Origin of the sequence: Streptomyces sp. NPDC101151 (assembly GCF_044768335.1) — a bacterium.
Taxonomy (GTDB): domain Bacteria; phylum Actinomycetota; class Actinomycetes; order Streptomycetales; family Streptomycetaceae; genus Streptomyces.
Window position 1 is genome coordinate 398,499 of sequence record NZ_JBIWPP010000003.1, and the last position, 23,102, is coordinate 421,600.

General features: G+C 72.0%; 21 protein-coding genes and 1 pseudogene. 19 read left to right on the forward strand and 3 right to left on the reverse strand.

All coding sequences use genetic code 11. The annotated features are described in order from the left end of the window. The first annotated feature begins 4 nt into the window (after window positions 1-4). The 4 genes from ACIRU3_RS07590 to ACIRU3_RS07605 are packed head-to-tail and all read left to right on the forward strand — an operon-like array spanning window position 5 to window position 2,933. Window positions 5-376, forward strand: coding sequence for a hypothetical protein (locus ACIRU3_RS07590; RefSeq protein ID WP_404052743.1), 372 nt, complete (start codon window positions 5-7; stop codon window positions 374-376). A gap of 11 nt (window positions 377-387) precedes the next feature. Continuing rightward, window positions 388-1,971, forward strand: coding sequence for a peptidoglycan-binding protein (locus ACIRU3_RS07595; RefSeq protein ID WP_404052745.1), 1,584 nt, complete (start codon window positions 388-390; stop codon window positions 1,969-1,971). Next, the gene (locus ACIRU3_RS07600; protein ID WP_404052747.1) at window positions 1,931-2,473 is read left to right on the forward strand and encodes a protease inhibitor I42 family protein; all 543 of its coding nucleotides are present in this window, start codon (window positions 1,931-1,933) and stop codon (window positions 2,471-2,473) included. The genes ACIRU3_RS07595 and ACIRU3_RS07600 overlap by 41 nt, the downstream gene beginning before the upstream one ends. 46 nt (window positions 2,474-2,519) lie before the next feature. Then, the gene (locus ACIRU3_RS07605; protein ID WP_404052749.1) at window positions 2,520-2,933 is read left to right on the forward strand and encodes a hypothetical protein; all 414 of its coding nucleotides are present in this window, start codon (window positions 2,520-2,522) and stop codon (window positions 2,931-2,933) included. Between the two features lie 98 nt (window positions 2,934-3,031). On the opposite strand, the gene ACIRU3_RS07610 is transcribed toward ACIRU3_RS07605, so the two are convergent. Further along, a complete protein-coding gene (locus ACIRU3_RS07610) occupies window positions 3,032-3,988 on the reverse strand; it encodes a LysR family transcriptional regulator (protein ID WP_404052752.1) in 957 nt (318 codons plus the stop codon). A gap of 116 nt (window positions 3,989-4,104) precedes the next feature. On the opposite strand from ACIRU3_RS07610, the gene ACIRU3_RS07615 reads away from it, so the two are divergent. From ACIRU3_RS07615 to ACIRU3_RS07665, 11 genes and pseudogenes are all read left to right on the forward strand, one after another. Further along, window positions 4,105-4,977, forward strand: a complete 873-nt coding sequence (locus ACIRU3_RS07615) for an FAD binding domain-containing protein (protein WP_404052754.1) — start codon at window positions 4,105-4,107, stop codon at window positions 4,975-4,977. A 1-nt stretch (window position 4,978) separates the two neighbouring features. Next, on the forward strand, window positions 4,979-5,500 hold the full coding sequence (locus ACIRU3_RS07620) for a (2Fe-2S)-binding protein (protein WP_404052757.1): 522 nt from the start codon (window positions 4,979-4,981) through the stop codon (window positions 5,498-5,500). Continuing rightward, a complete protein-coding gene (locus ACIRU3_RS07625; RefSeq protein WP_404052759.1) occupies window positions 5,497-7,869 on the forward strand; it encodes an aerobic carbon-monoxide dehydrogenase large subunit in 2,373 nt (790 codons plus the stop codon). The genes ACIRU3_RS07620 and ACIRU3_RS07625 overlap by 4 nt, the downstream gene beginning before the upstream one ends. A 10-nt stretch (window positions 7,870-7,879) precedes the next feature. Next, a complete protein-coding gene (locus ACIRU3_RS07630; RefSeq protein WP_404052761.1) occupies window positions 7,880-8,806 on the forward strand; it encodes an XdhC family protein in 927 nt (308 codons plus the stop codon). Further along, window positions 8,799-9,707, forward strand: coding sequence for an AAA family ATPase (locus ACIRU3_RS07635; protein ID WP_404052764.1), 909 nt, complete (start codon window positions 8,799-8,801; stop codon window positions 9,705-9,707). The genes ACIRU3_RS07630 and ACIRU3_RS07635 overlap by 8 nt, the downstream gene beginning before the upstream one ends. Further along, the gene (locus ACIRU3_RS07640) at window positions 9,700-10,848 is read left to right on the forward strand and encodes a VWA domain-containing protein (protein ID WP_404052767.1); all 1,149 of its coding nucleotides are present in this window, start codon (window positions 9,700-9,702) and stop codon (window positions 10,846-10,848) included. The genes ACIRU3_RS07635 and ACIRU3_RS07640 overlap by 8 nt, the downstream gene beginning before the upstream one ends. A 338-nt stretch (window positions 10,849-11,186) precedes the next feature. Further along, window positions 11,187-12,695, forward strand: coding sequence for a serine/threonine-protein kinase (locus ACIRU3_RS07645; protein WP_404052770.1), 1,509 nt, complete (start codon window positions 11,187-11,189; stop codon window positions 12,693-12,695). Between the two features lie 167 nt (window positions 12,696-12,862). Further along, window positions 12,863-13,155, forward strand: a pseudogene (locus ACIRU3_RS07650) (hypothetical protein); the annotation flags it as partial. Next, on the forward strand, window positions 13,152-13,394 hold the full coding sequence (locus ACIRU3_RS07655) for a DUF5302 domain-containing protein (RefSeq protein ID WP_359391438.1): 243 nt from the start codon (window positions 13,152-13,154) through the stop codon (window positions 13,392-13,394). The pseudogene ACIRU3_RS07650 and the gene ACIRU3_RS07655, both read left to right, overlap by 4 nt. Window positions 13,395-14,160: 766 nt before the next feature. Beyond that, the gene (gene panD / locus ACIRU3_RS07660; protein ID WP_404052774.1) at window positions 14,161-14,580 is read left to right on the forward strand and encodes an aspartate 1-decarboxylase; all 420 of its coding nucleotides are present in this window, start codon (window positions 14,161-14,163) and stop codon (window positions 14,578-14,580) included. Between the two features lie 33 nt (window positions 14,581-14,613). Beyond that, the gene (locus ACIRU3_RS07665) at window positions 14,614-14,958 is read left to right on the forward strand and encodes a GNAT family N-acetyltransferase (protein WP_404052777.1); all 345 of its coding nucleotides are present in this window, start codon (window positions 14,614-14,616) and stop codon (window positions 14,956-14,958) included. 510 nt (window positions 14,959-15,468) lie between these two features. Here the strand turns inward: ACIRU3_RS07665 and gndA are convergent. After that, window positions 15,469-16,908 carry an NADP-dependent phosphogluconate dehydrogenase gene (gndA, locus tag ACIRU3_RS07670; protein WP_404052780.1) on the reverse strand — a complete coding sequence of 480 codons (1,440 nt, stop codon included), beginning with the start codon at window positions 16,906-16,908 and terminating at the stop codon, window positions 15,469-15,471. 282 nt (window positions 16,909-17,190) lie between these two features. Between gndA and ACIRU3_RS07675 the strand changes: the two genes are divergently transcribed. Next, window positions 17,191-18,348: a transglycosylase family protein gene (locus tag ACIRU3_RS07675; protein WP_404052782.1), complete on the forward strand. Its 1,158-nt coding sequence runs from the start codon at window positions 17,191-17,193 to the stop codon at window positions 18,346-18,348. On the opposite strand, the gene ACIRU3_RS07680 is transcribed toward ACIRU3_RS07675, so the two are convergent. After that, entirely contained in the window at window positions 18,338-19,627 is a 1,290-nt protein-coding gene (locus ACIRU3_RS07680) for a DMT family transporter (protein WP_404052785.1), read from the reverse strand. The two genes, ACIRU3_RS07675 and ACIRU3_RS07680, sit on opposite strands and share 11 nt — an antisense overlap. 229 nt (window positions 19,628-19,856) lie before the next feature. Between ACIRU3_RS07680 and ACIRU3_RS07685 the strand changes: the two genes are divergently transcribed. Genes ACIRU3_RS07685 through glgC form a run of 3 tightly spaced genes read left to right on the forward strand, consistent with a single transcriptional unit; the run spans window position 19,857 to window position 23,066 of the window. After that, window positions 19,857-20,603, forward strand: coding sequence for a (2Fe-2S)-binding protein (locus tag ACIRU3_RS07685; RefSeq protein ID WP_404052788.1), 747 nt, complete (start codon window positions 19,857-19,859; stop codon window positions 20,601-20,603). A gap of 40 nt (window positions 20,604-20,643) precedes the next feature. Then, complete coding sequence (glgA, locus tag ACIRU3_RS07690) at window positions 20,644-21,795, forward strand: glycogen synthase (RefSeq protein WP_404052790.1); 1,152 nt, start codon at window positions 20,644-20,646, stop codon at window positions 21,793-21,795. A gap of 50 nt (window positions 21,796-21,845) precedes the next feature. Further along, window positions 21,846-23,066, forward strand: coding sequence for a glucose-1-phosphate adenylyltransferase (glgC, locus tag ACIRU3_RS07695; RefSeq protein WP_404052793.1), 1,221 nt, complete (start codon window positions 21,846-21,848; stop codon window positions 23,064-23,066). The last annotated feature ends 36 nt before the right edge of the window (window positions 23,067-23,102 follow it).

Below are 23,102 nucleotides of genomic sequence, written 5' to 3' on the forward strand. Positions count from 1 at the left end.
CACGGTGGGCTCGGACGGTTACCAGGTCAAGGCAGGTATGACCGGCCAGGCCCAGCAACTCGACGACGCCGGCACGGGTATGGACGGTGTCAGCTCGGCCGTCAAGTCCCGCACGAGTTACTCCTACGACGATGTCGGCGGCGGCGACGCCGCGTCGGCGCTGAACGCGTTCGTCAAGGCCTGGGAGGCCGAGACCAAGACGCTGGCGTCGGCGTTGCACGAGCTCGGCGGCAAGGTGCAGTTGGCCAAGAAGACCTACCACGGCACCGACGGCCTGGTGAAGACGCACGCGGACAGCGTCCCCGCCGGCGGCACGAGCAGCCTCACCGGTACATCGACGCAGAGCGGCCGCACCTCGGCCCTGTCGAGCTACTGAGGAACGGGCCGGTGTCCTTCTTCTCCTCTCCCCTCGACTCCCCTTCCTTCCGCCTCGCGTGGCTCGCCGGGCTGTCCAAGAAGATGCTCGGTGCCGGGAGCAAGAACGAGCTCCTCGACCTCATCGACAACGCCCTCTCGGTGCCCGAACCGGGCGGCGACCAGGGCGTGCTGGAGGGCCTGGCAGGGCTCTACCGCGGCCAGGTCGACCAGGTCGGCAGCGTCTTCGACCAGGTCGACCGGGTGGGCCGCAAGGGTCTTCCTCAGGTGTGGGTCGGCGACACGAGCGTCCTCGCCTCCGACGTGGTGAACGCGGCCGCGCGGTCCGCGACCCAGATGAGCGAGGCGTTCCAGGGCTGCGCGACGGTGCTCCTGACGCTGGCCGACGCGATCGGCGACGCGCAGCGCAAGGACGAGCAGGGCCGCGGACAACTGCTGGAGCAGAAGAAGACGCTCGGCGGCAAGGACGGCTTCTTCGACGACCTGCACGAGAACGACGAGGAGGAGTGGGACCGCAAGAACGCCGCGCACTTCGGCTCCTACGCGGTCGACCTGATGCACGCCGCCGTCTCCGACGCGCAGGAGGCCACCCGCGTCGCGGCCCGGGACCTGAACAAGTGGGCCGCCGAGGCGCGGGCCGGGAAGATGGAGACCAGCGAACTCACCGCCGTCGACAAGCTGATGCTCGCCGACACCGGCGTCGCGGGCGCCGACACCGAGCTGAACGAGATCCTCACGGCCGGCGACCTGACACGCGCGTCGACGCGGATGGACCTGCTGAGCCTCGACGACGAGACGGCCATGGAGCGGATGCTGGCGAAGTCGGACAACCCGCAGGAGCGGGCCTACCTGATGAAGGCCCTGGCCGCCGGCCACAGCGTCGCCGAGATCGGAACGTTCCAGGACAAGATCCACGGCAAGGACCCCGACTGGCTGCGCCGGCACCTCACTCCGGTGGTCACCGCCGGGGACAGCATGAACGACGAGGGCCTGGCGCCGGACGGCTCGAACAACAACAAGGACGACGTCACGTTCGACGGCCAGCGGTGGATCCAGGGCGGCGACGGCTCCGAGGGCACCTGCGTGGCCTCGTCCACCGTCACGTCCCGCGCCATGGTCGACCCCCTGTACGCGCTCGACCTCACAGGCGGTCCCGACGGCCAGCAGGACGACCCCGACGCCTTCAAGCAGCGCCTGGTCGCCGAACAGCACCGGCTGCACACCGAAGGCGACGGCGGCAAGAACTGGGGCGGCATGGGGCCCGAGGGGCAGGAACGGATCAACGACACCGCCGTCGGCAGTGCCACCGGCAGTGACTACGAGCGCCAGGACCTGAACAGCGCCGACGACCGCAGGGCGGTCCTCACCGACGTCGAGAAGTCGGTGGCGCAGGGGCGGCCGGTGCCGGTCGACGTCTCGGGCAAGGAGGGCGCCCACGCGATGACCATCATCGCCCAGGAGGGTGACAAGCTTCAGGTGTACAACCCCTGGGGCCAGACCACCTGGGTCAGCGAGGACGACTTCATCAACGGCCACATGGGCAAGGCTTCCAACAATGATCTCCCCAACGCGTACAGCGTCTATCTTCCTCGGTAGCAGGGGCGGTGCCGCGATCGCGGCGGCCGCGCTCCTCGCTCTCGCCACGGGCTGCGGCTCGGGCACCGACGGACCGGCCGGCGGCTCCACGAGCACCGCGAGCCGCCCGACGAGCCACCCGGTGAAGGACACCAGCATCACCGCCGAGCCGGGCGAGCGCTTCACGCTCACCGTCGACCAGAACGCCTCCACCCGCGAGTACTGGTACCTGGTCGACCCCCGGCCCGACACCTCGGTGCTGGTCAGCCGCGGCCAGGACTACGCGTCGGACTCCAGCGACGAGCCGGCGGCCGGTGCCGGCGGCCGGCTCACCTTCACCTTCGAGGCCAAGGGCAAGGGGACCACCCGGTTCACGCTGCTGCACTGCACTTTCACCACCTGCCAGGGCAACACCTCCACCCTGCCCCCCCGGACGACCGGACCCTCCGCCACCCCGGCCACGGGGGCGGCCACCCCCTCCCGGGCCCCCCAGCGCATCACCTACACCGTCACCGTCGACTGAGCCGCAGCGGACCAGTCAGATGAGACGAGACACCCGAGGCCCCGCCATGAACGACGACGCCCCGTACCCGCCGGACCGCACGGACGACGAGCTGGCTCGGCTCGACATCACCGTCCTGCTGCGTTACGGCCTCACAGCCGAGCCCGGGGCCCGGCGCACCGCCCTGTTCGGTGACGGCGCCGCGGCCGCGGCCGTCATCCTCGACCGCCTCGTCACCGAGCCGCGCTCGGTCGCCTTCCTCGCCGACACCGTGCGCGCCGGCGGACTCGCCCGCGCAGCGGAGCTGCCCGAGCCCCTGCCCCGCCCGGAGGCGGCCGTCCTCGCACGGGAGTGGCTGCGGGCCGGCAGCGAACTCGCGGGCGGGATCGCCGCCGACGACACGGCGGCCACCTGGCTGCGCGCCGTCGCGACCATCATCGAACTGAAGCAGCTGACCCGGGCGCGGGGCCGGAGTACGTGATCTGAGCAGGAGATCCGGGTACGGCGGCGGGTGTGGGGCCACCGGGCGAACCGCCCCCCCGACGCTGCCGCTACGGCCATGGGGAAGAGCCTGCTCTCTCACGAGCCCCAGAGCGTGACGTGTACCGGGGGCCGGAACCGGGAGGGCGGGACGCCCGCGCCGGGCGCGCGCATGATGCGGTTTGCCGCGGGCGTGTGCAGGAAGTGCAGGAACGCGTCGGTGGCAGGGGAGCGGTGTTCCGGCTGCGGGACAGTGGCGTGCCATGTGGCGTCCGACGGCGTGGCCGGGGTCTCCAGCAGACGCAGCTCGTCACGCCGGATGCGGGGCGACACCAGATGGGCCAACGCCGGTGCCACCCCCGCGCCCGCGGCGGCGGCCGCCAAGGTCGCGGCCTGGTTGGGGAACACCCACACGTTTCCGTCGGCCACTCCGAGCCGACGAAGCAGCCGCCCGGCGTCCGCGTCCGGATCGGTCCCGGAGGAATCGACCAGCCACGACCACTGCGGTGGCGGACCTGGCGGCCGCGGCGACCTGGCACCGGTCACCACGACCAGCTGGGTGCGGAACAGCGGCTCGCTCACCAGCTCGCCTCTGTGGGTCGCGTCGAGATGCGGCCCGAGCGCGATGTCGGCCAGCCGGCTCTCCAGCAGCACACGTATCTCGTTGCCGGAAGCCACTCCGAACGAGGTCTCGGTCCTGCGTCCCGAGCGAGAGGCGAAGGCCTCCACCAGCGACGGGAGCACGAACTCGGCCAGCGTGCTCGTGGCGACGACCCGCAGCTCGTCGGGCGCACCCCGCGCCGCCCGCACCGCAGCCTCGGCGTCCGCGCTCAGCGCGACCATCCGCGACGCGACCGGCAGCAGCCGCGCCCCGGCGGGCGTCAGGCGCATTCCACCGCCGCCGGTGCGCCGGATGAGCGGGTCGCCGAAGTGGGTGCGCAGCGCGGCGAGCGCCTGCGACACCGCGGACTCGCTCACGTCCAGAGTCCGCGCCGCGGCGCCCACGGAACCGAGCCGGGCAACCAGCACGAAGGTGCTGAGCTGCGTGACGGTCACTATCCGATTTTCCAGCATTTGGCGCGATAAGTGAATGCTTATGCGCCCATTGCGTGACCGGTAGTCAAGGGCGCAGCATCGATGCAGCAACGGGCACAGCGTCTCAGGAGGCCCCGATGCAGGTACCGGCTGCATTCCAGTACGAGAGGGCCACCAGCATCGAGCAGGCGATCGAGCTGCTCACACGGTACGGCCCCGAGGCCCGGGTGGTGGCGGGCGGACACAGCCTGCTGCCGATGATGAAGCTCCGGCTGGCCCAGCCCGAAGCCCTGATCGACATCAACGACCTCCGTGAGCTGGCGTTGATCCGGGTGGACGGGCACGACCTGGCGGTCGGAGCGATGGTCCGCCACGCGGAGCTGCTCGCCTCGCCGGTCGTCGGCGAGCACTTCCCCATCCTTCGGGACGCGGAACGGGTCATCGCCGATCCGCTCGTACGCAACCGCGGCACCGTGGGCGGCTCCCTGTGCCAGGCCGATCCGTCGGAGGACCTGTCCGCGGCGTTCTCGGCACTGCGGGCGACCCTGGTCGCCCACGGCCCCGGCGGCAGGCGCACCATCGGCATCAGGGAGTTCTTCCGCGGACCGTACGAGACCGCGCTGCACGAAGCGGAGCTTCTGGTGGAGATCCGCGTGCCCATCCGCTCGCACGCCAGCGCCTATCGCAAGGTCGAGCGCCGGGTCGGTGACTGGGCGGTCGTCGCCGCGGGAGCGGTGCTGGAGATCGCCGGCGGGGTCGTCACCGAGGCCGGGATCGGGCTGACCGCGGTGGGTGCCCCACGATTCGTGGCCGAGCGGGCCGAGGACTTCCTGCGCGGCGGACGGCCGGACGACGAGCGCTTCGCCGAGGCGGGCCGGATCGCCGCCCAGGAGTGCAGGCCGACGGCCGACCAGCGCGGCCCGGTCGACTACAAGCGGCATCTGGCCGGGGAACTGACCACGCGGGCGCTGCGCGCCGCCGCCGCGCGTGCCCAGGGGCAGGAGGCGTGACATGCGGATCACCGTGACCGTGAACGGCGAGCAGCACTCGAGGGACGTCGAGCCCAGGCTGCTGCTCGTGCACTTCCTGCGCGACGAACTCGGACTCACCGGCACCCACTGGGGCTGCGACACCTCCAACTGCGGGGTGTGCACCGTCTGGCTGGACGGGACGCCGGTCAAGTCCTGCACCGTGCTCGCGGTGATGGCCGACGGCCATGACGTGCGGACCGTGGAGGGCTTGGCGCACGGGGCCGAACTCGACCCGGTGCAACAGGGATTCATTGCCTGCCACGGGCTGCAGTGCGGCTTCTGCACGCCGGGGATGATGATGACCGCCCGCTGGCTCCTCGACCACGACGCGGATCCGTCCGAGGAGGACATCCGCGAGGCCATCTCCGGACAGATGTGCCGCTGCACCGGTTACGAGAACATCGTGCGCTCCATCCGCTGGGCCGCCGAGCGCGGCGGCGCGGCGCGGACCGCGGACGCGGCCACCGAGCCGGCGCCCGGCCGCGAGGAGGTGCGGGCATGACGACCACCGAGGAACGGCCGGTCGGTTTCGGACGGATGCCCCGCAAGGAGGACGCGCGGTTCGTCCGCGGCCACGGGACCTATGTCGACGACGTCCGGCTGCCCGGGATGCTGCACGGCGCGATCCTGCGCAGCCCGCTGGCCCACGCCCGGATCGTGTCCGTCGACACCAGCGCCGCCGAGGCACACCCGAAGGTCAGGGCCGTGATCACCGGGGAGACCCTGGCCGGTCTCGGGCTGGCCTGGATGCCCACGCTCTCGTACGACACGCAGGCGGTGCTCGCCACCGACAAGGTGCGCTTCCAGGGCCAGGAGGTCGCCTTCGTCGTCGCCGATGACCGCTACGCCGCCCGGGACGCCCTCGAACTGATCGACGTGGAGTACGAACCGCTCCCGCCGGTCATCGACGCCCGGCGGGCGCTCGACCCGGACGCGCCGGTGATCCGCGACGACAAGGACCAGCAGACCGACAACCACATCTTCGACTGGTCGGCGGGCGACCAGGAGCGGACCGACGAGGTCTTCGCGGCCGCCGACGTCGTGGTGGAGCAGGACATGCTCTACCCGCGGGTGCACCCGGCGCCGCTGGAGACCTGCGGCACCGTGGCGGACATGGACGCCATCACCGGGAAGCTGACGGTGTGGTCCACCACCCAGGCCCCGCACGCCCACCGCACGATCTACGCGATGGTGGCCGGCATCCCGGAGCACAAGATCCGGATCATCTCCCCGGACATCGGGGGCGGCTTCGGCAACAAGGTCGGCATCTACCCCGGATATGTGTGCGCGGTCGTCGGCTCGATCGTCACCGGCAAGCCGGTCAAGTGGGTGGAGGACCGCTCGGAGAACCTGATGAGCACCTCCTTCGCCCGCGACTACCACATGCACGGGGAGATCGCGGCGACGAGGGACGGAAAGATCCTGGGCCTGCGCGTCCAAGTGATCGCCGATCACGGCGCGTTCAACGCCACCGCACAGCCGACACAGTTCCCGGCCGGGTTCTTCGGCGTCTTCACCGGCTCCTACGACCTGGCCGCCGCACACTGCGCCGTGACCGGCGTCTACACCGACAAGGCCCCCGGCGGCGTCGCCTACGCCTGCTCGTTCCGCGTCACCGAGGCCGTGTACCTGGTCGAGCGGATGGTCGACGTGCTCGCGGACAGGCTCGGCACGGACCCGGCCGAACTGCGGATGCGCAACCTGCTGCGGCCGGGGCAGTTCCCGTACCAGACGCAGACGGGGTGGGAGTACGACTCCGGCGACTACCCGCGAGCCCTGCGACTGGCCATGGACATCGCCCACTACGAGGACCTGCGCCGGGAGCAGGCCGAAAAACGCGAGCGCGGCGAACTGATGGGCATCGGGGTCAGCTTCTTCACCGAGGCCGTCGGCGCCGGCCCGCGGGGGCACATGGACATCCTCGGTCTTGGCATGGCCGACGGCGCCGAGCTGCGCGTGCACCCGACGGGCAAGGCCGTCCTGCGGATCTCCGTGCAGACCCAGGGGCAGGGCCACGAGACGACGTTCGCCCAGATCGTCGCCGAGGAACTGGGCATCCCGCCCGAGGACGTCGAGGTGGTGCACGGCGACACCGACCAGACCCCCTTCGGGCTCGGCACCTACGGATCCCGCTCGACGCCGGTGTCCGGAGCCGCGGCCGCGCTGGTCGCCCGCAAGGTGCGCGAACGCGCGAAGACCGTCGCCTCCGCGATGCTCGAAGTGAGCCCGGACGACCTGGAGTGGGAGAAGGGCCGCTGGTACGTCACGGGCGACCCCGACCAAGGCCGGACCATGGCCGAGATAGCGCTCGCCGCACACTCCAACCTGGAGCTGCCCGAGGGCGTCGAGGGCCACCTGGACGCGACCTGCGTCTACAACCCGCCGAACCTCACCTTCCCCTTCGGCGCCTACATCTGCGTGGCCGACGTGGACGCGGCCACCGGGCAGGTGAAGATCCGCCGGTTCGTCGCGGTGGACGACTGCGGCAACCGGATCAACCCCATGATCGTCGAGGGTCAGGTGCACGGCGGACTCGCCGACGGCCTCGGCATGGCACTCATGCAGGTGATCGCCTTCGACGAGGACGGCAACTGCCTCGGCGGGTCGTTCATGGACTACCTCCTGCCCACCTCCGTCGAATGCCCCTCGTGGGAGCTGGGCGAGACCGTCACCCCCTCCCCGCACCACCCCATCGGAGCCAAGGGCGTCGGCGAGTCCGCCACGGTGGGCTCGCCCGCCGCCGTGGTCAACGCCGTGGTCGACGCGCTGAAGCCGCTCGGCGTACGCCATGTCGACATGCCGCTGACGCCCGCCGCGGTGTGGCGGGCCGCCCAGGGCCGGCCACTGCGCACCGACCTGGCGATCACCTGAGGCGCCCGCGATGACGAACCCCGAACTGCTGACCCGCGCGGACGTGCTCCGGCACGGCCGTACCCCGTTCGTCCTGGCCACCGTCGTCCACGCGGAGCGGCCCACGAGCGCCAAGCCCGGGGACAGCGCGCTGGTGCTGCCCGACGGCACCGTCGAGGGCTTCGTGGGCGGCACCTGCGCCGAGACGACGGTGCAACTGCAGGGCCTGCGGGTGCTGGAGACCGGAGAGTCGCTGCTCCTGAGGATCACGCCCGCCGTCGACACCGGCACCGAAGGCGCGCAGGACCCCGTCGAAGGCCTGGTCACGGTGGCCAACCCCTGCCTGTCGGGCGGGACGCTCGACATCTTCCTGGAGGCCAACCTCCCCCCGGCGCTGGCCTATGTCTACGGTCACGCCCCCATCGCCCGCGCCCTGCTCGACATCGGTCGTGTGCTCGGCCTCGACGCCCGGCCGGCCTCGCCCGGGGAGCCGCTGCCGCCCGATCTGGACGTCGTCGTCATCGCCACGCACGGCCGTGACGAGGAGACCGTGCTGGTCCAGGCCGCACGCGCAGGGGTCCCGTACATCGGGCTGGTGGCCAGCCCGAAACGCGGCGCGGATGTGCTCGCCGGGCTGGACATCACCGAGGAACAACGCGCGTGCGTCCACACCCCGGCCGGTCTGGACATCGGCGCGCGGACAGCGGGCGAGATCGCCCTGTCGGTGTACGCCGAGATCACCGCCTTGCGACCGAGGGCGGCCCGAGCCGCGCGCTCCCAAGCAGACTCCACCGCGCCGCAGGCAGGGGCCGAGGAGGTGGATCCCGTGTGCGGCATGACCGTGGCGATCACGCCCGGCGTCCTCTCGCTGGACCGGGCCGGCAGCAGGGTGTACTTCTGCGGGCCGGGGTGCCGACACGCCTTCGCCGACGACCCCTCCCGTTACGCGCATGCCTGACCTCGACGCCCTCGTCCCCGATGCGCCCGACCTGCGCTCGCGTCTCGACGCGGTCGGCTACCTGGCCGACGACTCCCTGGCCACGGCGCTGCTGCTGGCCGTGCGCATGCGGCAGCCGATCCTTCTGGAGGGCGAGCCCGGCGTCGGCAAGACCGAGGCGGCCCGCGCGCTCGCCGCCGTGCTCGACACCCCGCTGATCCGGTTGCAGTGCTACGAGGGACTGTCCTCGGCCGAAGCCCTCTACGAGTGGAACTACCCCCGCCAGCTACTGGCCATACGGCTGGCCGAGTCCCGCGGGGAGCCCTTGCGGGACGCCGACCTGTTCACCGAGGACTACCTGCTGCCACGACCGCTGCTCGCCGCGATCTGCCACCCGGGACCGCGGCCGGCGGTGCTGCTCATCGACGAGGTGGACCGCGCCGACGACGAGTTCGAGGCGTTCCTGCTGGAACTGCTCGCCGATGCCGCGGTCACCATCCCCGAACTCGGCACCCGGTCGGCCGCGGTACCACCGGTGGCCGTGCTGACCTCCAACCGCACCCGGGACCTGCACGACGCGCTCAAGCGCCGCTGCCTCTACCACTGGATCGACTACCCGGACACCGCACGAGTCGCCGCGATCATCCGCAGACGGCTGCCGGAGTCGGCCGGGTGGCTGGCGCCCCGCGTGGCGCACGGAGTGGCGCGCCTGCGTGCCAGGCAGGAGCTGACCAAGCCGCCCGGCATCGCCGAGGCGATCGACTGGGCCGGGGCGCTGAACGTGCTGGGGCTCTCCGTTCTCGACGCCGACGCCGCCGACCGCACTCTGGGAGCGGTCCTCAAGTACGCCGAGGACCTCGACGCCGTGCGCCGGGCGGGACTGGCGCAGCTGGTCGACGCGGAGCCGCGCTCCGATGGCTGATCTGCCGGAGCTGGCCGCCTCGTTCACCGCCGCCCTGCACGACGCGGGGATCCCGGTGGGCCCCGACCGCACCCGGAGCTTCGCCCGCGCGCTCACCCTGCTGGCACCGTCGACGACGCGCGAACTGCGGCACTGCGCGCTCGCCACCCTGGTGTCCGACCCCGAGCAGATCGAACCGTTCGACGCGGTCTTCCGGCAGGTCTTCGCCGGCTCGGGCGACCGTGGAGCACCACGCGGGCAACCCGGCGACCCGGCCCGATCGCTCCCGGACGCCGTCCCCGGCCGCCTTCCGAACGCCCGGAAGGCCACCGCGGACGGAGGAGGCCGGGATGCCGACGCACAGCCGCGGGACGCACCCGTACCCATCGCCGCCAGTCCGCTCGACCGTCTCGCGAGCCGAGACTTCGCGGACCTGTCCGCCGAAGAACTCGCGCTGCTCTCCGAGGTGATGCGCACCCTCGTGCTGCGCACCCCGACCCGACCGTCCCGCCGGCGCCGCACCGCGCACCACGGTGCGCGCATCGACGTGCGCCGCACCCTCTCCGGCAGCCGGCGCACCGGCGGATACCCGCTGCGGCTGCACCGCTCCGTGCCCCGCGCCCGACGCCGCGACCTCATCGTGCTCTGCGACATATCCGGCTCGATGGAGCCCTATGCCCGCGCGATGCTCCAACTGCTCTACTGTGCCGCCCGGGCCACCCACGCCGAGGTCTTCACCTTCGCCACCCGCCTCACCCGCCTCACGCCCGCCCTCCGGCGGGCCGGGCCGGACGACGCCCTGGCACGGGCCGGACGGGCGGCCCCGGACTGGTCCGGGGGCACTCGGATCGCGGACTGCCTGGCGGAGTTCAACGAGCGGTTCGGCCGGCGCGGCATGGCGCACGGCGCCGTGGTCGCCATCGTTTCCGACGGCTGGGACACCGGCGCGGCCGCCGACCTTGCCACCCACATGGCTCGGCTGTCCCGGGTCGCCTACCGCGTCGTCTGGGTCAACCCGCGCACGGCAAGCCCGCGCTACCGTCCACTCGTGGCCGGCATGGCCGCCGCACTGCCCTACTGCGACGCCGTCGTCAGCGCCCACAACCTCGTGGCCCTGGACGACTTCATCGCCGCTCTGTGCGCCCCGCGCCGTCGCCGATGACCCCGCCCGTCCCGTCCCGTTCCGTCCTGTGCCGGGCCCTCGAAGGCGCCGAGAAGCCGGGTCCGAGGCAACCTGTTCCCGTGACCGGAGCAGGTCGTGTCATCGGAGTCGACGCCACCGAGAGACCTCATCAGTGGCCACGCCGTGGCCCCGCGCTCCTGTCGGCGATCAGTGGCTGACTGCAAACCCGCCCGGCCTGCCTCTGATGCCGCCCCCGGGCCATGAGGACGTGAGGGGAGGTCCTGTTCGAGGCCACGCTGCCCGCAACCAGCACGCGTTAAGGTGCTTCCGCAAATGTCGTGCATGCTCAGGCGTGCGAGGAGGGGGGAGGCCGCGCGGTGTCGGATCTGGGGCGGCTCATAGCCAACCGATACCGGTTGGTGGAGCGCGTGGGCCGTGGCGGGATGGGTACCGTGTGGCGGGCCGAGGACGAGCTGCTCGGCCGGCACGTGGCGGTGAAGAAGCTGCACGTTCCGCCGCACCTGCACGACGATGAAGTCCAGCGCCTCCACGAACGCACCCGCCGGGAGGCCCGCAGCGCCGCCCGGATCACCCACCCCAACGTGATCGTGGTGCACGATGTCGTCGATGACGAGGGACTTCCGTGCATCGTCATGGAGTACATACCATCGGTCACACTGAGTGACGTCCTCAAGCGGCAGGGGACGCTGTCGCCCGCCGAGGCGGCCCGGATCGGCGGTGCCATGGCTGCCGCGCTGCGCGCCGCGCACGCCGCCGGAGTGCTGCACCGGGACATCAAGCCGGCCAACGTTCTGCTCGGAAACGACGGACGGATCGTGCTCACCGACTTCGGGATCGCCGTGGAGCCCGGAACGCCGTCACTGACCAAGACCGGCGAGCTGGTCGGCTCGATCCACTACCTGGCGCCGGAACGCCTCCGGACCGGGATCGCCGAGCCCGGCCCCGCATGCGACCTGTGGGCCCTCGGGGCGACGCTGTACCAGGCAGTGCAAGGATCTCCGCCGTTTCATCGGGACACTCCGATCGAGACGGCGTACGCCATCGCCACCGAGGAGTGCCCTCGCGCGAGCAACGCCGGGCACCTCACCCCGGTGATCGAGGGTCTGCTGGTGAAGGAACCCGGCGAGCGCATGGACGCCCACGAGGTCGAGCGTCTCCTGAGCCGTGCGGCCGCAACGGGCACCGTCACCCTCGAATCGCCCACGCGCTTGGAGCAGGCGGGCAGCCTCGCGGCTCCTGCGCACGGGGGCACGCGCGGCCGCCGCAGAGCGCTGTGGATCGTCTCGACCGTAGTGGTGGCCGCCACCGTGGCGGGCGGAGCGCTCTGGCTCGGGCCCGGTGACGCTTCGCCGAGTGCCCCGTCCGAGGCCGGCACCTCGAGTCGCTCGGCGCCTCCGAGCGCTTCCTCGTCGCCGTCACTGCCGCCGCTTCCCCGCGGGTACCACCTCGAGCAGACGGCCCAGGGCATCTCAGTCCCCCTGCCGGACGGCTGGACCTCCAAGAACATGCCCGGCGGTGAGGTCGCCTACATCTCCGGGCTGGCCGGCCTGAGGATCAACGTCGTCCAGTTCGCGGGGGGCGATCCTCTCCGGCACTGGCGGGAGACCGAGGAGGCCCAGACGCGGCGCGACAACCCGGGCTATGAACGGGTCAGGATGGACCGCACGACGTTCCGGGGACGGCCCGCCGGGTACTGGGAGTTCACGTTCCAGGGGAGAGTACGGGAGTACCGGGCAGTGGAACTGGCCTTCAGCGGCATCGACGGCACTCAGTACGTGATCTACCTCTCGGCGCCGAACGACCAATGGAACCGGTACCGGCCGGTCTTCGACAACGCTGCCGAGGGAATCCGCCTCCGCGCCTAGAGGACGCCCATGGTTGGCAGGAGAGCCCCGTGGCGCCTCCGGCAGCTGCCTCGCCCGCTGCGTGGTCTCGGCCGGGAGCGACCATAGGCAGCAGCACCCGGGTAATCTCCTGGCGCTGTGCCGCGCCGTCGACGCGGGCCGCCTCCAGGACTTCGCCAAAGACTTCAACCGTCGCCAAGGTGCGCTCGGGCGAGGCGGGGCTGAGCCGGATCACCGGCGCCAAGGCTCCCACCGGCGCCCCGCTCGACGGCGGGCCGGCCTCCCCCGACCCAAGGACAACAACGCTCCCTTCCGCGGCCTCGGCACCAGCAAGGACACCTCCCGCGGCGTCGGCGGCAGGTCCCGAAGGGCCGGCGAGGCCCGCAAGCTCGCCGAGGCCCGCAAGGCCGCCCTCGTGTCCTGCTGCGCCCGGCATGACAAGCTGTGGTTGTCCACTCCCGACCCCAGGAGGTCACCATGACCGCAGAGCCCGTATCTACGGAGGGTTCGGAGCCGGCTGCCCCCGAGACGTCCCCTCTGGCGCCGGACAGCGACGGCAACTACGACCTCAAGCGCAAGTTCCGCGAAGCCTTGGCGCGCAAGCGCGGTGCGCAGGCGGACGCCGCCGACGTTGCCGCCAACCCGGATGCGTCGAAGGTGCGTGCGGCGCACGGTCCGGCCGCGAGCCAGCGGTCGTTCAGGCGTAAGAGCGGTGGCTGAGCCGATCAGTCCCGCGATCTGGCCGCTTCACCGGCACTCGCGCTGTCCACTCGCGCGCCCCGCGCAGTGGCCCGCAACGTGCGCACGCCCGTGCACATGTTGCGGGCGGAGCGTAGCCGGTGGTCTCGCCTGGGGGAATGGCCCAGCTGCGGTTGGCTCGGGTCGGTGGCGCCGCCGCACTGCAATTCCGGGATGAGGGCACTGCCTTGTCCGACGGCATGCGGCCGGTGTCGCGCGCCTGGCGTGCCCGCTGCACCGCTGTGAGAATCGGCGGCGGTCGTCCGGCGTGACGGCAGGCATCCGTGTGGCAAAGGACATTCGCTTCCCGTCCTCCTGCAGCTGACGTACGGTCGGTCGCATGCGCCTTGGTGCCCAGCCACGACGTGCAGGTGCCGACCTGCCCCGAGCGGACGCTGTCCGATCTGGTGCAACATCTGGGCGGGGTGCACCGCCGCTGCGCCACCGGTTCCTCCCGCGGCTTCGGCCGCCGTGCGGCGGACATCACCTGCCACTCACCCACCGCGATACGCCGGTTCATGGCGGTGAAGGGCTCTGAGCGACGCCCAGGGGGCCGTGGCTCGCAACCTTGCGGTGGGACTCATTGCCGCCCGTTGACCGGGTCCCGCAGAAGCGCAGGCAGGGAGCCTTCTCCCCAGAGCGAACCGACGTTCCTCGCAATCTTCGAGTCCGACGCGTGCCGGTGTACAGTGAAGAACGCCCTTGACCTGCAGAAAGCTGGCAGGGAGCCGTCTTCTAGGAGTGCTAAATGCTGCGCACTATGCACAAGTCCAAGATCCACCGCGCCACCGTCACCCAGGCCGACCTGCACTACGTGGGATCGGTGACCATCGACGCCGACCTGCTGGACGCCGCCGATCTGCTGCCCGGCGAGCTGGTGCACATCGTCGACATCACCAACGGCGCCCGTCTGGAGACGTACGTCATCGAGGGCGAGCGCGGGTCCGGGGTCGTCGGGATCAACGGCGCGGCCGCCCACCTCGTCCATCCCGGGGACCTGGTGATCATCATCAGCTACGCTCAGGTCACCGACGCCGAGGCGCGGGCGCTCCGGCCGCGGGTCGTGCACGTCGACGCCGGCAACCGGATCGTGGCCCTCGGTGCCGACCCGTCCGAGCCGGTGCCCGGTTCGGACCAGGAGCGCAGCCCGCAGGCCGTGTCGGCCTGACCGGACGGACCAGGACCAGGAGCGTGCGTGCCCATGAGCGACGTCGAGATGCGTGACGACCGGGCGGCGGGCCGTCTGGACGCCGTCGGCGACGGCGAAGTCGTCGGTCACATCGAGTACTTCGTCCTCGAGTCGCCCGCGCGCGCCCTGGTCCCGGTCCACACCTTCGTGGAGCCGGCCCACGAGGGGAAGGGCATCGCCGGGTCCCTGGCCCGTGAGCTGTATGCCATGGCCGAGCGTGAGGGCATCCCCGTCGCCCCGCTGTGCCCGTACGTCGTCAGGTGGGCGGAACGTCACTCCGAGACGGCCCCGGCGGCCGACCCGGAACTGCTCGAAGCCGCGAAGGACTGGCTGCGGGCGCGTCCCGGACAGTTCTGATCACGTTCCGGGGCCGGAGCGCGTGCACGTTCCGGGGCCGGAGCGCGCGCACGCATCCCGGGACCGGTCGCCTTCCGGCCACCCGGCGCGGCCACCTGGGCCCGTTCCGTGCCGTCGTCGGGTGAGTGGCCGAGCGGGCCTCGGGTACGCGGGGGAGTAGTCCAGAGGCGACGTCCCGCGACCGCCCGGAGGCCCCCATGACGAATCCGTACCTCGACCCCGTATCCCCGGTACCGCCCCCAGCCCCGGGCCCCACCCCACCGGACCCCTATCCCAGCCCGGTCCCGCCCCCGGAACCGGGCCCAGGCCCGGAACCGGCACCACCCCCGCCGCCGCCGACCCCGGGCCCGCCACCGGAACCCTCACCCTCCCCGATCCCTCCGGGCCCGGAGCCCGTACCGAACCCGGAACCGGGACCACCCCTCACCTGACGGCAGGGGCGGGACCGTCACACGGGGGCGGGGCGGAGCCGCATGCCGACACCGCCCCGCCCCACCAGGCGCACGGAAACTAGGCCGAGACCTCGGTCCGGTCTCCACCCCACAGCGTGTGGAACGACCCGTCGCGGTCCACCCGCCGGTAGGTGTGGGCCCCGAAGAAGTCCCGCTGCCCCTGCGTCAGAGCCGCCGGCAGGCGTTCCGCACGCAACGCGTCGTAGTACGCCAGCGCCGCCGCGAAGCCGGGCGTCGACACCCCCTGCCGGGTCGCCGCGATCAGCACCTCGCGCCAGTCGTCCTGCGCGGCGGCGATCTCCTGCGCGAACGTCTCGTCCGACAGCAGGCTCGGCAGGTCGGCCCGGGCGTCGTACGCCGCGCGGATGCGGTCCAGGAAGGCCGCGCGGATGATGCAGCCCCCGCGCCAGATCGAGGAGACGGCACCGAGGTCGATGTCCCAGTCGTACTCCTCGCTGCCCGCGGCGATCTCGTGGAAGCCCTGCGTGTACGACACGATCTTGGACGCGTACAGCGCCTGCTCCACCCGGTCGGCGAACGCGGCGGCCTCCGCCTCGCCGAGCGGGGCCGGCTTCGGGCCGGCCAGGCCCAGCGAGGCCTCGCGCAGCGCGGCGTGCCCGGACAGCGACCGGGCGAACACCGCCTCCGCGATGCCCGACACCGGCACGCCCAGGTCCAGCGCGATCTGCACCGTCCAGCGGCCGGTGCCCTTCTGCTCCGCCTGGTCGACCACCACGTCCACGAACGGCTTCCCGGTCGCCGCGTCCACGTGGGACAGCACCTCGGCGGTGATCTCGATCAGATAGGAGTCCAGGCGCCCGGTGTTCCAGGTGCGGAAAATGTCCGCGATCTGCGCGGGGGAGTATCCGGCGACGTCCCGCAGCAGCTGGTAGGCCTCGCCGATCAGCTGCATGTCGGCGTACTCGATGCCGTTGTGGACCATCTTCACGAAGTGCCCGGCGCCGTCGGGGCCGACGTGCGTGACACAGGGCGCCCCGTCCGCCGCCTTCGCCGAGATCTTCTCCAGCATCGGGCCGAGGGAGTCGTAGGACTCCTTCGGGCCGCCCGGCATGATGCTCGGCCCGTGCAGCGCGCCCTCCTCGCCGCCGGAGACACCCATGCCGACGAAGTGGATGCCCTGCTCGCGCAGCGCCTTCTCCCGGCGGCGGGTGTCCGCGAAGTGCGCGTTGCCCCCGTCGATGATCATGTCGCCGGGCTCCAGGAGCGGGGCGAACTCCTCGATCACCGCGTCCGTAGGATCGCCGGCCTTGACCATGATGACCAGACGGCGCGGGCGCTCCAGGGCCGTCACGAATTCCTTGGCGGTCTCGGCCGCGATGAAGTCGCCCTCGTGCCCGAACTCCTTCACCAGGGCGTGCGTCCGCGACGACGTCCGGTTGTGCACGGCGACCGAGTAGCCGTTGCGCGCGAAGTTCCGGGCGAGGTTGCGGCCCATGACCGCGAGACCCGTGACGCCGATCTGCGCTGAAGTGCTCATACCGCCTGCTCCCTAGCTGCCTCGTGACTACGGCTCCGTCAGTACGGGCCCTCGCCCATCCTGACGTGCCGCTACGGCGAGCGCACATCCGACCCGCCACGCATGCTTACGGACGGAAGGCGCCCGTCGCCTCAGCGTGGCCGCCGCTGACGTCCGATCCCGTCAAGGAACGCCCGTTCCCAGCCACTTGGGAGCGGCATGAGGCCGATTTGCCGTCTTGTCATGGCCTGTTCGCAGCGCTTACTTTTGCCGCTCCTGACGCATGCCGAGGGGATTTCGGACATGGCCGTACGCGGCCGGCATCGCCGGTACCAGCCGAACAGGATCAACCGCGCCTCACTCACCGTCACGGCGGGCGGCGCCGGCCTCGCCATTCCGCTGGTCGCCGTGGGTACCGCCGACGCGGCCGACGCGTCCACCTGGAACAAGGTCGCCGCCTGCGAGTCCAGCGGCAACTGGAGCATCAACACCGGCAACGGCTACTACGGTGGGCTGCAGTTCACCCTGTCCACCTGGGAGGCGTACGGCGGCACCCGGTACGCGCCGCGCGCCGACCTCGCCACCCGGGACCAGCAGGTCGCCGTCGCCGAGAAGGTCCTCGACGGGCAGGGACCCGGCGCCTGGCCGGTGTGTTCGGTACGGGCCGGACTGACCCGGGGCGGCAGTGCGCCCGAACTCCACACGGACAGCGCCACGACCCGCCCGGCGAAGAGCAGCTCCGTGCGGGACGTACAGCCGCAGACGACCCCGCAGTCCCGTGCGGGCAGGGCCGAGATGTACACGGTGGTGCACGGCGACACGCTGTCCGGGATCGCCGGCGAGCACCACGTCCAGGGCGGCTGGCGGCGGCTCTACGCGGGCAACCGGGCCGCCATCGGTTCCGATCCCGATCTGATCGTGCCGGGCCAGCGGCTCAGCCTGCGCGCCACCGCGTCCCCGGCGTCCGACACGCACACCGGCAGCAAGCCCAAGTCCCCGAAGAAGAAAGCCCCTTCGCAGAGGAAGACCTCACCTCACCCGCCCTCCACCAGCGGCCACTCCCTGGTCGCCCCGGTGCACGCCGCCATCGGCACCGGCTACCACGTGGCGGGCTCGCACTGGTCGAAGGGGTACCACACCGGAGTCGACTTCCTCGTGCCGACCGGCACCTCCGTGAAGGCGGCGGCGGCCGGACACGTGGTCGCGGCGGGCTGGGGCGGTTCCTACGGCTACCAGGTGGTGATCCGGCACGGCGACGGGCGCTACACCCAGTACGGCCACCTGTCGGCCATCTCGGTGCGTGTCGGGCAGAGCGTGTCCGCGGGCCAGCGCATCGGCCGGTCCGGGGCCACCGGAAACGTCACGGGCCCGCATCTGCACTTCGAGGTGCGGACGGGGCCCGGCTTCGGTACGGACGTCGACCCGGTCGCCTATCTCCGGGCCGGCGGCGTCAGGATGTGACCCGCGTGCGGTGCCGGCGCCGGACCGGCACCGGCACATAGAAGCTCGCGGACAGCGGGGTGTAGGACGCAGGGGTGTACGGCACCGGTAGGGAGGCGGCGGCCGACGGGCCGCCCTCCTCCTCCGACACCTGCTCGTCCAAGGTCTCTCCGATCAGAACCCGGTCGGCCAAGGCCTCGTCGACCGGCAGACGGTCTCCGAAGGCCTCCTCGATCAGCATCGGGGAGGCCGTGGCCGCCTCGACCGGCGGACGGTCGTCCAAGGCGTCCCCGGCCGGCAGACGGTCGCCGAAGGCCTCCCCGGCCGGCGGACGGCCGTCCAAGGCCTCCTCGACCGCCGCTTCCGCTTCCGTCTCCGCCCGCTGGTGCGGCACGGCCACGAGCCCCTCTCCGGCGCCGGACTCGGTCTCCGGCATCGAAACCGGCTCCGTGGCAGGGGCCGCGGCCGGGGCGCGCTCCAGCCGCTCCGTCGTCAGCAGGATCAGGCCGCCCGCGGCCACCACGCCGCAGCCCAGGGCCAGTACGGTGCCCGTGGTGCCGTAGCGGAACGTCTCGCCGAACATCATGATGCCGACCGCGGCGGCCAGCACCGGGTTGACCACCGTCAGCGTGGCCAGCGGTGCGGCGAGGCCGCCACCCCGGTAGGAGGCCTGGGACAGCAGGACGCCGGCGGTCGCGAACACGCCGATCACGGCGAGTGAGGGCAGGTCGGCGAGGCTGATGCCGTTGTCCCAGTCGACCGCCACGGTCTTGGTGAACACCGACGACATTCCGAACGCCATGCCGGAGGCGGCGGCGAGCAGCACACTGCGCACGGCCGGGTGCCGGTGCACGGCCAGGCCCGCGCACATCAGCGCCGCGACCGCCCCGCCGGTGACCAGCGCGACGGCCACCCGCTGGGCCGCGTCGAGGGAGTGCACGTCGGACGAGCCGACCAGGGACAGCAGGCCCGCGAGGCCCACCGTGGCCATGACGGCGCCCCGCCAGGCGGTCGCACCGGCCCTGCGGCCGACGAACAGCGCCGCCATGGGCAGCGCGAAGACGATGGTCAGCGCGCCCAGCGGCTGCACCAGGCTGAGCGGGCCGTAGGCCAGCGCCACCACATGCAGCCCGCCGCCGAGCCCGTTCAGCGCCAGTGCCGCCCACCAGCCGGTCCGGCGCAGCGGCATGTACGACCCGTCGGGTGAGGACACCGCGACCTGCTCCTGCACGATCGCCCCGCCCGCGTACGCGACGGCGGAGACGAACGACAGCAGCACGGACAACGCAAGGGCGCTCATCTGCAGCTCCAGTGCGTGAAGCGGGACCCCCGGGTCCGGCGCGGCGAACGGTCGGCTTCCATGGTCAACACTCTGCCCGCTCGGGCTCTTCCCGTCGTCGTCCCTGAGCACGCAATGGGTCCTACTACCGATGGAGTACGCCGACCGCCCGATCATCCCCAAGGGGGGTGACCGCGGGTGGCCCCCCCCGGGTCCCGTGCCACGTTCCGGCCTGGTACTAGTGCTCCTCGTGGACCTCGACCCCGGCCTCGCCGCTCTCCGCCCGCTCGGCGGCTTCTTCGTCCTGCGCACGGCCGGGGCGGCGACGCCGGCTTCCGTGTCGTTGCCGACCCTCGCGGAGACCTACGCACCGGCACCAGGCGATGTTCACCGGAACGCGCTCGCCTTCCGCGTCGACACTGTCGGGCGCCGTCTGCGCACCACAGAACCGCGTGTTGCCGTCTCCATCACCCACCAGGGGCTCGCCGCCCGCCTCTGGTCCGCCGCCCTGGCCTGTGCCGCTCTCTACGGCGGCGTGCCCGACCTCGACCCCCGGCTGCTGCGCTGGGACGCGGCCGCCACCGCACCCGACGACCTGTGGCTGACCGAGGTGCGCCCGCTGCCCGGGGACGCGCCCACCGTCGCGGCCGCCGTGCTGCACGCCCACCTCGAACCCCTAGGGGAGACCCTGACGGCCCGTTACGGCATCGCGGCCGGACTGCTGTGGGGCAACGCCGGCTCGGCGCTCGCCGGCGCGGCCCGTGAACTCGACCGCTGGGCACGCGCGAGGGGCCGTACCGACGTGGCGGACCGGGCCCGCGCCCTCACCGGCGAGCTCTTCGCCCACCCCCTGCTGCGCACCACCGGCACCCGCACCGGAACGGCCTTCCGCCGCCGCAGCTGCTGTCTGTACTACCGCGTCCCCGGCGGCGGAGTCTGCGGCGACTGCTGCTTCACCCGGCCGCCGCGCTCTTCCCCGCACGCCGCATCTGGGTGACCATGAAGGGAACCTGCCGCCGGTACAAGGGGGTTGTCGGGTGCGTGTGGGACTGCTGACCCGGGAGTACCCCCCGGACGTGTACGGCGGCGCGGGCGTCCATGTGGAGTTCCTCGCCCGGGAGCTGACCTCCCTGGTGGACCTGGAGGTGCACAGCTGGGGTGAGGGCCGCGGCGTGGGCGTAGTACGCCACCGCCCCTGGTCCGCCCTCGACGGCTCCAACGACGCACTGCGCACCTTCTCCGTGGACCTGTCCATCGCCGCGGCCCTCCAAGGCCGCGAAATCGTCCACTCCCACACCTGGTACGCCAATCTCGCCGGCCACTTCGCCAAGCTGCTGTACGGCATCCCGCACGTGGTGACCGCCCACTCGCTGGAGCCGCTGCGCCCCTGGAAGGCCGAGCAACTGGGCGGCGGGTACGCCCTGTCCGGCTGGGCCGAGCGCACCGCGATCGAGGCCGCGGACGCCGTGATCGCCGTATCGGGTGCCATGCGGGCGGACATCCTCGCCTGCTATCCGGGGCTCGATCCGGCGAAGGCGCACGTGGTGCACAACGGCATCGACACGAACCTCTACCGGCCCCACCGCGGCACCGACGCCCTGACCCGGACGGGACTCGACCCCGCCCGCCCGTACGTCCTGTTCGTCGGCCGGATCACCCGCCAGAAGGGCGTGCCCCATCTGCTGCGCGCGGTACGGGACATCGACCCGGGCGCGCAGGTCGTGCTGTGCGCGGGAGCGCCCGACACCCCGGAGATCGACCGCGAGTTCCGGGAGCTGTACGAGGAGCTGAGCCGGGCCCGCGAGGGCATGTTCTGGATCCCGCAGATGCTGCCGCGCACGGATGTCATCCAACTCCTCACGCACGCCGCCGTGTTCGTCTGCCCGTCGGTGTACGAACCCCTCGGCATCGTCAACCTGGAGGCGATGGCGTGCGGCACGCCCGTGGTGGCCTCTCGGGTCGGCGGCATCCCCGAGGTGGTGGAGGACGGCAGGACGGGTCTCCTCGTCGATGTGGACGACGGTTTCGAGGAGGGCCTCGCACGGGCGCTGGACACGGTCCTCGGCGACCGGGCGGCGGCCCGGCGGATGGGGGAGGCCGGACGGGAGCGGGCGGTCGGTGAGTTCGGCTGGGACGCGGTGGCCCGGCGCACCGCCGGACTGTACGAGGAGATCCTCAAGCAGGCTTAGTCCGCTCTGCTCGGGGCAGCCATGGTTCAACGAGGGTGAGGGGAGCGGCCATGCGTCGTGGAGGACCTTCGGTGCTCGGAATCGTGCTGGCGGGCGGGGAGGGCAAGCGCCTGATGCCCCTGACCACGGACCGCGCCAAACCGGCCGTCACCTTCGGCGGCACCTACCGGCTCGTCGACTTCGTCCTGTCCAACCTCGTCAACGCGGACGTCCTGCGCGTGTGCGTGCTGACCCAGTACAAGTCGCACTCCCTGGACCGGCACATCACCACCACCTGGCGGATGTCCAGCCTGCTCGGCAACTACGTCACCCCGGTCCCGGCCCAGCAGCGCCTGGGCCCGCGCTGGTACCTGGGCAGCGCCGACGCGATCCTGCAGTCCCTGAACCTCGTGTACGACGAACAGCCGGAGTACGTGGCCGTGTTCGGCGCCGACCACGTCTACCGCATGGACCCGCGGCAGATGCTGCGGCAGCACATCGAGGGCGGTGCGGGCGTGACGGTGGCCGGCATCCGGGTGCCGCGCGCGGAGTCCTCGTCCTTCGGGGTGATCACACCGGGCTCGGACGGCCGCAGCGTCGAGCGTTTCCTGGAGAAGCCCGCCGACCCTCCCGGGCTGACGGACGACCCCGAGTGTGTGTTCGCCTCGATGGGCAACTACATCTTCACCACCAAGGCCCTCATCGAGGCACTGCACCGCGACGCCGAGGACGGGCAGTCCGTGCACGACATGGGCGGCTCGATCCTGCCCCAGCTCACCGGTCGCGGCGAGGCCCGGCTGTACGACTTCAGCGACAACCACGTGCCCGGCGAGACCAGCCGCGACCAGGGCTACTGGCGGGACGTCGGGACCCTGGACGCGTACCACGAGGCGCACATGGACCTGATCGCCGAGCGGCCCGCCTTCAACCTCTACAACCGCCAGTGGCCCGTCTACACCCACTCCAACCAGCTCTCCCCGGCGCGCTTCGGCGCCGGCGGCATCGCGAGCGAGTCCATCATCAGCGCGGGCTGCCTGATCCGCGGTCAGGTCACCCGGTCCGTGCTGTCCCCGGGCGTGCGGGTCGACCCGGGCGCGGTCGTGCAGGGCTCGGTGCTGCACGACAACGTGCGGGTGGGCCGGGGAGCCGTCGTCCGCGGTGCCGTGCTGGACAAGAACGTCGAGGTACCGCCCGGGGCGACGATCGGCGTCAACCCGGAGCGGGACGCCGAGCTGTACACCGTCTCCCCGGGCGGGGTGATCGCCCTGGGGAAGGGCCAGCGGGTGTCCTGACAAGCCGTGCCGCCGCCCCGTTCCGGGCGGCGGCCG